The following is a 7,716-nucleotide window of genomic DNA, read 5'->3' as shown; positions in this document are numbered from 1 at the left end:
TTAAAGAGCGGTTGGTCAAGATCTTTCGTCTCAACCGAGGCGCGCATTCTACAGCAGCCTCATTTGCTGTCAAGTGATTATTTTCAGAAGTTTTCGAGGTTTTCCTCAACAACTTCAACCACTTGCGCTTCCGATCTCTCGTTAGCGGGAGGCGAATTCTACAGCGTTACACGCTGCTGTCAACACCTCTTTTTCTCCGCTTTCGATCGAGAAGACCGAACCGTTGAAAGCACCAAAAGAACCGGCATTTCCAACTCCTTCCAGGCTTCGATAACCTGAAGCAAGCCACTGTCGAAAAACGTGTAACTCATTGAGTTTCAAGGAGTTTTCCGTTTCGACTGCGCCGGAAGTGGGGCGAATTATAGGCCTCCAGAATCTGCCGTCAACCCTTAATTTGATATTTCTATCAACAGCTTCAAAAACCCCACCTGTATATAGACGCGACAACATGGAATGCGCAGTATATTGCCCATCACTTAAAAAATGCCTTCTACTGCCTCTACTTTCGGACGACAGCGCGCAATGAACGACCAACCCCGCAGTCTCGCATCCATCCTATTCCCGGTTGGCCTGATATTGATCGCAATGGCGTCGATCCAGTCAGGAGCTTCTCTTGCCAAAAGCATGTTTCCCATCGTAGGCGCTCAAGGCACAACCACCCTGCGCCTGACGTTCGCCAGCGTGATCATGCTGGTATTGCTGAAACCCTGGCGGGCGAAGCTGTCCGCCAGATCTCTGCGCACGGTCATTGTGTACGGAATGGCACTGGGCGGCATGAACTTCCTCTTCTATATGTCTTTGCGCACTGTGCCACTGGGCATTGCGGTTGCACTGGAGTTTACCGGGCCGTTGGCTGTCGCAATCTACGCGTCCCGGCGTGCGATCGACTTTCTCTGGATCTCCCTGGCCGCAGTCGGGTTGTTGCTATTAATACCAACGGGCGCAACAACGGCAGGTATCGACCTTACTGGCGCAGCCTATGCACTGGGCGCTGGTGTTTGCTGGGCTCTTTATATTCTCTTCGGCCAGAAGGCCGGCGCTGACAACGGCGTGACGACAGCAGCATTGGGAGTGATGATCGCTGCGTTGTTCGTCGCACCCATCGGGATCGTCCATGCAGGCGCTGCCTTGCTGACGCCGTCATTGATCCCGATAGCCATTGGAGTTGCCATTCTCTCCACAGCCCTGCCTTATACCCTGGAAATGGTCGCCCTCACCCGCATGCCGGCTCGCACTTTCGGCACGCTCATGAGCATCGAGCCGGCATTTGGTGCGCTATCAGGCCTACTGTTCCTGCAGGAGTACCTCTCCTTGTCACAATGGATGGCGATCCTGTGCATTATTCTGGCTTCCGTCGGAGCAACGATGACCATGGGCAGCCATGCCAAGCCCGCGATTGCAGCGGATTGATAGCGGTTGTAACGAAGGTCTGGCATTTGCCGCTCATTTAGGCCATGTTTACCTTCGCAACTCAGTGCCATATATGGACTTTTTCGGATAAGGACATCGGAACGCGTCAAGCGAGAGCGAATGCAGGCAGACCCGAGCGCCAGACTCGAGGCCGCCATAAGGACTGTAATGAAACGATTTTTAATACTGATCGCCGTACTCGCCATTTCGGGATGCGCGGCGACATCCACATCTCAGGTAAAGCACGGCAAAAAGGGACTGCACATTAACTGTTCAGGGCTCTCTTCCTCCTGGGACAAGTGCTACACCAGTGCCGCCAACTCCTGCGCGCCGAAGGGTTATAAAGTCATTGCCAAATCCGGTGATGCGGTAGAAGAGCCGGGTGATTATCCCTTCGGTCTCAACCCAGCTGGCTATACCAGCCGTAGCATGATCGTCATCTGCAAATAAACCGCCGCCGCTATTGCGCTCGCTGAACGGCGAGCTGGCGGCCGATTTCTTCGTGACTGGACTCCAGCACCCGCTGTTGGATCTGCGGAGACGCCAACATCCGCGCCACCACCAACGCCCCCACACATTGCGACAGAATGGCCCAGGCCAAGGTGTCGCTCTCCAGAATCTGCGCCCAACTTTCCTGAAGCCGACAAATCCACAACTCGGCCTGTTCCCGCACAACAACATCCGAGCGCGCAATCTCAGCGCCCAGCGCAGGTAACGCGCAACCCAGCTCAGGTTGCTCGACATGAGCCATGTTCAGATACAGCTTCAGGCATCGCTCCAACCGCTCACGATCCTGCTCCCCCCGCCCGCCCAGCCGCTCCAGGCTCTGGCACAACTCGCGCTCGACGATAGCGGCGAACAAGGCGTCCTTGGACGAGAAATGACTGTAGAACGCCGCGCCACTCAGACCGATCGTCTTCATCAGACCATCGACACCCATCGTTGAAAATCCGCTTTTTTTCGCAGACAGCGAGCTGCTTTGCAGCAGCTTTTCTTTGGTTTCAAGCTTGTGACCGGCGGAGTACCGCATGCATTCATCCTCGCAATTGACTGCCTTGACGCTGAGTGAATCCTAGCATAACGTTCGTTCACTTAACGATCGTTTACTAAAGGGCTCCACCCATGAATAACAAGAAGGTCGTATTGGTTGTCGGTGCAGGTGATGCCACGGGCGGCGCCATCGCCAAGCGGTTCGCCAGGGAAGGTTTCATCGCTTGCGTCACACGGCGCAGCGCCAACAAATTGCAGCCATTGGTGGACGCCATCCAGGCAGACGGCGGGGAAGCCAACGGTTTTGCCTGCGACGCGCGCAAGGAAGAAGACGTGATTGCGCTGATCGAAGATATCGAAACCCGCCTCGGGCCGATCGAAGCGTTTGTTTTCAACATCGGCGCCAACGTGCCTTGCAGCATTCTGGAAGAAACGGCACGCAAGTATTTCAAGATCTGGGAAATGGCCTGTTTCTCCGGATTCCTCAATGCCCGCGAAGTCGCCAAGCGCATGGTCACACGCAAGCGCGGCACCATTTTGTTCACTGGTGCTACCGCCGGACTGCGTGGTGCTTCCGGTTTTGCCGCATTCGCCGGCGCCAAGCATGGCATCCGTGCACTGGCGCAGAGCATGGCCCGGGAACTCGGCCCGATGAACATTCACGTCGCCCACATCGTGGTCGACGGCGCCATCGACACCGACTTCATCCGCAGCCATTTCCCCGACAAGTACGCCACCAAGGATCAGGACGGTATTCTCAATCCAGAGCACATCGCCGAGAACTATTGGTACCTGCACAGCCAGCCAAAGGACGCCTGGACCTTCGAACTGGATCTGCGCCCCTGGAACGAACGCTGGTAATCCTTTCCAATAACAACAATGAGTGCAGCGACCATGAGCAAAACCGTGGAGTTCTACTTCGACCTCGGCAGCCCCGCCACCTATCTGGCGTACACCCAGCTGCCAGGAATCTGCGCCAAGACCGGCAGCCAGTTGATCTATATCCCGATGTTGCTGGGCGGCGTGTTCAAAGCCACCGGCAATGCTTCACCAGCGATGATCCCGGCCAAGGGCCGCTACATGTTTCAAGACCTGAACCGCTACGCCAAGCGATACGGCGTGCCCCTGAAATTCAACCCGCATTTCCCGATCAATACCCTGATGCTGATGCGGGCGGTGACCGGCATTCAATTGCACCACCCGGAGCGCTTCCTGGCGTTCATCGATTGTCTGTTCACAGCGCTGTGGGTTGAAGGGCGCAGCCTTGATGAACCGGCAACGGTTGCAGCGGTGCTGACCGAACACGGCTTCAATCCTGAGCAGGTACTGGCACTGACCAATGATGAAGCGGTCAAGAGCGCCCTCAAGGACAACACCGAGACGGCCGTCAAACGGGGCGTCTTCGGTGCGCCGAGCATGTTCATCGACAATCAGTTGTTCTTCGGTCAGGACCGGCTCGACTTCGTTGAAGAAGCCCTGCGCTAGATCTCTACCACCAGACGTCCCCGGGCTGCTTTGGATGAAAGCAGCTCATGGGCTTCACTGGCCGACTCAAGCGTAAACCGACGCGCATCAAGCAACGGCTTGACCTTCCCGGCCTCAATCAACAGCGCGGTATGGCGCAAAATCTCGCCATGGTGCTCTCCGCCCTTCCCGGTCAGCAGAGGCATCAAGGTAAACACACCAGAGTAGGTCGCGCCGCGAAAGGACAGCGGCGCCAGACTATGCTGCCCCCAGCCCAGGCAACTCAAGACATGCCCGTGGTAGATCCGAGCAGCCTTGAAGGACGCATCCAGCGTTTCACCACCTACCGTGTCATAAACAATGTCGAACCCCTCCCCGGCCGTGTACTCACGTACATAGTCGTCAACCGACATTTCTCGGTAATCAATGAACGTTGCGCCATACCCTTCGATGATCCCTCGTTGCCCAGCAGATCCCGTCGCAAAAACCTCGGCACCGAACGCCTGGGCAATTTGCACCGCCACGTGTCCGACCCCACCCGCCCCACCATGAATCAATACCTTTTGCCCGGCACTCACCCGTGCCCGATCAACCAGTCCTTCCCACGCCGTAATCAACACCAGCGGTAAAGCCGCCGCCTCACGCATGCTCAGATTGGTCGGCTTGCACGCCAGAAGTCGCGCATCAACTACTGCAAATTCGGCCAGCGAACCCTGCTCGCCGCCAATGCCGGTCGCCAACGCATAAACCTCATCGCCCGGCACCCAGCCCTGCACCCCCTCACCCACCGCTTCAATCACACCCGCTAGATCCAGCCCCAACACTGCCGGCAACGGCTGTCGAGCATGGGCGGCCTGCCCCGCACGGATTTTCAGATCCAGCGGATTTACACCACTAGCCTTGATCCGTACCAATACCTGTCCGGCACCCGCCACGGGGCGTTCAAGAGAAACCAAGCGTAGCGGCCCTTTGGCGGTGTCCACTATCAGGGCATTCATGTGTTGTGAGTCAGTCATTTCGGTCATTCCTGTGGGAGAAAGTGAAGCCATGTTCTCCCAACCGACTCATGCCGATAAGACGCCTAAAGACTATAGTGATCATGCCAATCCGGCATGAATGAGGCGCTTCGTGGACAAGCTAAACGCAATGGCAATCTTCGTCCGGGTGGTCGAGCGCGGCAGCTTTTCTGCCGTGGCCCGAGAGCTGCAGACCACCCAACCCACCATCAGCAAAGTTCTGCGCGCCCTGGAAATCCAGCTGGGTGGAAAGCTGATTGCCCGCAGTACACGCAAGCTATCGCTGACCGATGAAGGTCAGCGGTACTACAACGAATGCCGGAATATTCTTGCAGCGGTGGATGCCGCCGAACACAGTTTCCAGTCCGGTCGGGAAACTGTCGCCGGGGCATTACGAATCGGCTCATCAGTCAGCTTCGGCCGCCTGCAGATCGCTCCAAGACTCCCCGATTTTCTCCAGCAATACCCACAGGTTCAGGTCGACCTGCACCTCAACGATCAGAATCTGGATCTGGTCAGCGAAGGCCTGGATGTCAGCCTGCGCATCGGCGAGTTGAACGACAGCGGCATGATCGCCCGACGAATCGGCACCACCCACCGCGTCACCGTTGCGGCGCCTGCCTACCTGCAACGCCATGAGCATCCGCAATCGCCGCAGGATCTCGCGCAGCACAACTGCCTGCAATTCAACCTGCTCGAATCGCAAAACCTGTGGACTTACGAAAAGGACGGCCAGCGCCACGAGGTGCGCATCAAAGGCAACGCCCAGAGCAACAACTCCGAAGCGATCCGCGAAATGGTCCTGGGGGGATTGGGGATTTCGCTGTCACCGGTCTGGCTGTTCAGCGAGGATTTGAAGGCCGGTCGAGTGATCGCCCTGTTGCAGGACTACCAGACCCGATCACTGCCGATACATGCCGTGTCCCCGGCGAACCGTCGCCAGTCCGCCAGGGTCAACGCGTTTGTCGAGTACATGACCCGGGCGCTGGCAGCAGCGCCCGAGCTTCAACCCATCAAATAGCGGCAGTGCGCGTATTCAGCCACGCCAATGCCTCACCGCTGAGCAACGGGCTCAAACGCTCGCGCACTTCCGCGTGATAGGCGTTGAACCACTGCTTCTCTTCCTGCGTCAGCAAGGACGGTTCCAGGCAACGGGTATCGATCGGGCACAGGGTCAGGGTTTCGAACTTGAGGAACTCACCGAACTCGCTGCTTCCGGCAACTACGTTCATTGCCAGGTTCTCGATCCGTACACCCCAGCGGCCCGGACGATAAGTACCCGGTTCGATGGAGGTGATCATCCCCGGTTGCATGGCGGTTTGTGGCGCCGGCGCAGCCTGGTAGGCGATCACCTGCGGACCTTCATGCACGTTGAGGAAATAACCTACGCCGTGACCGGTGCCATGGCCATAATCGACGTTTTCGGCCCAGATCGGCGCACGGGCAATCGCATCCAGCAGCGGCGACAGAATGCCTTTCGGGAAATGCGCGCGGGACAATGCGATCACGCCCTTCAACACGCGGGTGCAGTCTCGTTTCTGTTCTGCGCTTGGCGTGCCGACCGCCACCATGCGCGTGATGTCGGTGGTACCGCCCAGGTATTGCCCACCGGAATCGATCAACAGCAAGCCATCACCTTCGATCACCGCGTGCTCTTCCGGGGTGGCGTGGTAGTGCGGCATCGCACCGTTGGCGTTGTACGCGGCGATGGTGTTGAAACTCAGCGACACATAATCCGGGCGACGCTCACGGGCCGCCGTGAGTTTCTCGTCAATGGTCAGCTCGGTAATACGCTCGCGCCCCCAGGCCGATTCCAGCCAGGTGAAGAACTCGCACAGCGCCGCGCCGTCCTGCTCCATCGCCTGACGAATGTGCTCGGCATCCGCCGGGCTTTTTTGTGATTTGGCCAACGTAGTCGGGTTCAGGCCTTCGACCAGTTTCACGCCATTGTCGAGATTGCCCAGCAGCCCGCTGGTCACCCGCGCCGGGTCCACCAGCAGGCTCGCGCCGTTCGGGATGGCACGCAAGGCGTCACCAACTTCGCTGTAGTCGCGCAGTGTCACGCCGTCCTTTTCCAGGACTGCGCGCAGCTCAGCATCAACTTTGCTCAACGCCACAAACAGCGTGGCCTGCTGCTGATTGATCAAAGCGAAGGAAACAAATACCGGGTTGAACGACACATCGCCGCCGCGCAGGTTGAACAGCCAGGCGATGTCGTCGAGGGTGGCAATGAAGTGCCAATCGGCGCCGCGTTCCTGCAGGGTTTCACGCAGCTGGGCGAGTTTCTCGCCACGGCTGACGGTCGCCTGCGGCGGCAAGTGTTGATAGATTGGCGCGTTCGGCAGGCCCGGACGGTCGCTCCAGACTTCATTCAGCAGGTCGAGGTCGGTACGCAGACTGGCGCCCCGAGCTTCAAGCTTGCTGCCCAGCGTACGCGCCGACGCAACGGCCATCACCGCGCCATCGACCGCAACCACGCCACCTTCCGGTGTCTGCTCGGCGAGCCAGTCCAGCGGGCTCGGCTGACCCGGTTGCAGTTTCACCAGTTCGATACCGCTGCCCTTGAGCTCCTTGGTCGCCTGTTCCCAGTAACGACTGTCGGCCCAGACCCCGGCGAAATCGGTGGTAACAATCAACGTGCCGACCGAACCATGGAAACCCGACAGCCACTGCCGCCCCTGCCAGTAACCCGGCAGGTATTCCGACAGGTGCGGGTCGGCGGACGGCACCAGCAGTGCGTGAATGCCTTCGCGACGCATCAGTTCACGGGTGTGCGCCAGGCGCTGGGGAACCGTTCCTTCGGTCAAAGTCTGGGTACTCATCATGTCTCCTGCCA

At 58.3% G+C, this 7,716-nt stretch carries 9 protein-coding genes; 5 read left to right on the top strand and 4 right to left on the bottom strand.

Annotated elements, in window-relative coordinates:
• Positions 1-141: 141 nt before the first annotated feature.
• Positions 142-321, bottom strand: coding sequence for a hypothetical protein (locus CAF87_RS29195; protein ID WP_176243102.1), 180 nt, complete (start codon positions 319-321; stop codon positions 142-144).
• 201 nt (positions 322-522) lie between these two features.
• Here CAF87_RS29195 and rhtA point away from each other — a divergent pair, with 201 nt between their 5' ends.
• Entirely contained in the window at positions 523-1,410 is an 888-nt protein-coding gene (gene rhtA / locus CAF87_RS03550; protein ID WP_085730662.1) for a threonine/homoserine exporter RhtA, read from the top strand.
• A 168-nt stretch (positions 1,411-1,578) separates the two neighbouring features.
• The gene (locus CAF87_RS03545) at positions 1,579-1,860 is read left to right on the top strand and encodes a hypothetical protein (RefSeq protein WP_085730680.1); all 282 of its coding nucleotides are present in this window, start codon (positions 1,579-1,581) and stop codon (positions 1,858-1,860) included.
• Positions 1,861-1,870: 10 nt separating this feature from the next.
• On the opposite strand, the gene CAF87_RS03540 is transcribed toward CAF87_RS03545, so the two are convergent.
• Positions 1,871-2,440 carry a TetR/AcrR family transcriptional regulator gene (locus tag CAF87_RS03540; protein ID WP_085730661.1) on the bottom strand — a complete coding sequence of 190 codons (570 nt, stop codon included), beginning with the start codon at positions 2,438-2,440 and terminating at the stop codon, positions 1,871-1,873.
• A gap of 92 nt (positions 2,441-2,532) precedes the next feature.
• Between CAF87_RS03540 and CAF87_RS03535 the strand changes: the two genes are divergently transcribed.
• Together CAF87_RS03535 and CAF87_RS03530 are read left to right on the top strand one after the other, a co-directional pair.
• The gene (locus CAF87_RS03535; RefSeq protein ID WP_085730660.1) at positions 2,533-3,261 is read left to right on the top strand and encodes an SDR family oxidoreductase; all 729 of its coding nucleotides are present in this window, start codon (positions 2,533-2,535) and stop codon (positions 3,259-3,261) included.
• Between the two features lie 33 nt (positions 3,262-3,294).
• Entirely contained in the window at positions 3,295-3,885 is a 591-nt protein-coding gene (locus CAF87_RS03530; protein ID WP_085730659.1) for a 2-hydroxychromene-2-carboxylate isomerase, read from the top strand.
• Here the strand turns inward: CAF87_RS03530 and CAF87_RS03525 are convergent.
• Positions 3,882-4,880, bottom strand: coding sequence for a zinc-dependent alcohol dehydrogenase family protein (locus CAF87_RS03525; protein ID WP_085730658.1), 999 nt, complete (start codon positions 4,878-4,880; stop codon positions 3,882-3,884). The genes CAF87_RS03530 and CAF87_RS03525 overlap by 4 nt on opposite strands.
• A gap of 112 nt (positions 4,881-4,992) precedes the next feature.
• Between CAF87_RS03525 and CAF87_RS03520 the strand changes: the two genes are divergently transcribed.
• Positions 4,993-5,901 (top strand): LysR family transcriptional regulator, encoded by a 909-nt coding sequence (locus tag CAF87_RS03520; RefSeq protein ID WP_085730657.1) that lies wholly within the window; start codon positions 4,993-4,995, stop codon positions 5,899-5,901.
• Here CAF87_RS03520 and CAF87_RS03515 read toward each other — a convergent pair.
• Complete coding sequence (locus tag CAF87_RS03515; RefSeq protein WP_085730656.1) at positions 5,894-7,702, bottom strand: aminopeptidase P family protein; 1,809 nt, start codon at positions 7,700-7,702, stop codon at positions 5,894-5,896. The genes CAF87_RS03520 and CAF87_RS03515 overlap by 8 nt on opposite strands.
• Positions 7,703-7,716: the final 14 nt, after the last annotated feature.

The sequence above is a fragment of the Pseudomonas sp. R38(2017) genome (genome assembly GCF_002112395.1).
Taxonomy (GTDB): domain Bacteria; phylum Pseudomonadota; class Gammaproteobacteria; order Pseudomonadales; family Pseudomonadaceae; genus Aquipseudomonas.
The sequence above is the reverse complement of the archived record's forward strand: the minus strand, read 5'-3'. Positions and strand labels throughout refer to the sequence as shown.

What these genes read in the sequence shown, in the direction of transcription:
- CAF87_RS03535 (WP_085730660.1), top strand. Translation starts at nt 2,533, where the DNA reads ATGAATAACAAGAAGGTCGTATTGGTTGTCGGTGCAGGTGATGCCACG.
- CAF87_RS03540 (WP_085730661.1), bottom strand. Translation starts at nt 2,440, where the DNA reads ATGCGGTACTCCGCCGGTCACAAGCTTGAAACCAAAGAAAAGCTGCTG.
- CAF87_RS03515 (WP_085730656.1), bottom strand. Translation starts at nt 7,702, where the DNA reads ATGAGTACCCAGACTTTGACCGAAGGAACGGTTCCCCAGCGCCTGGCG.
- CAF87_RS03545 (WP_085730680.1), top strand. Translation starts at nt 1,579, where the DNA reads ATGAAACGATTTTTAATACTGATCGCCGTACTCGCCATTTCGGGATGC.
- CAF87_RS03525 (WP_085730658.1), bottom strand. Translation starts at nt 4,880, where the DNA reads ATGACTGACTCACAACACATGAATGCCCTGATAGTGGACACCGCCAAA.
- rhtA (WP_085730662.1), top strand. Translation starts at nt 523, where the DNA reads ATGAACGACCAACCCCGCAGTCTCGCATCCATCCTATTCCCGGTTGGC.
- CAF87_RS03530 (WP_085730659.1), top strand. Translation starts at nt 3,295, where the DNA reads ATGAGCAAAACCGTGGAGTTCTACTTCGACCTCGGCAGCCCCGCCACC.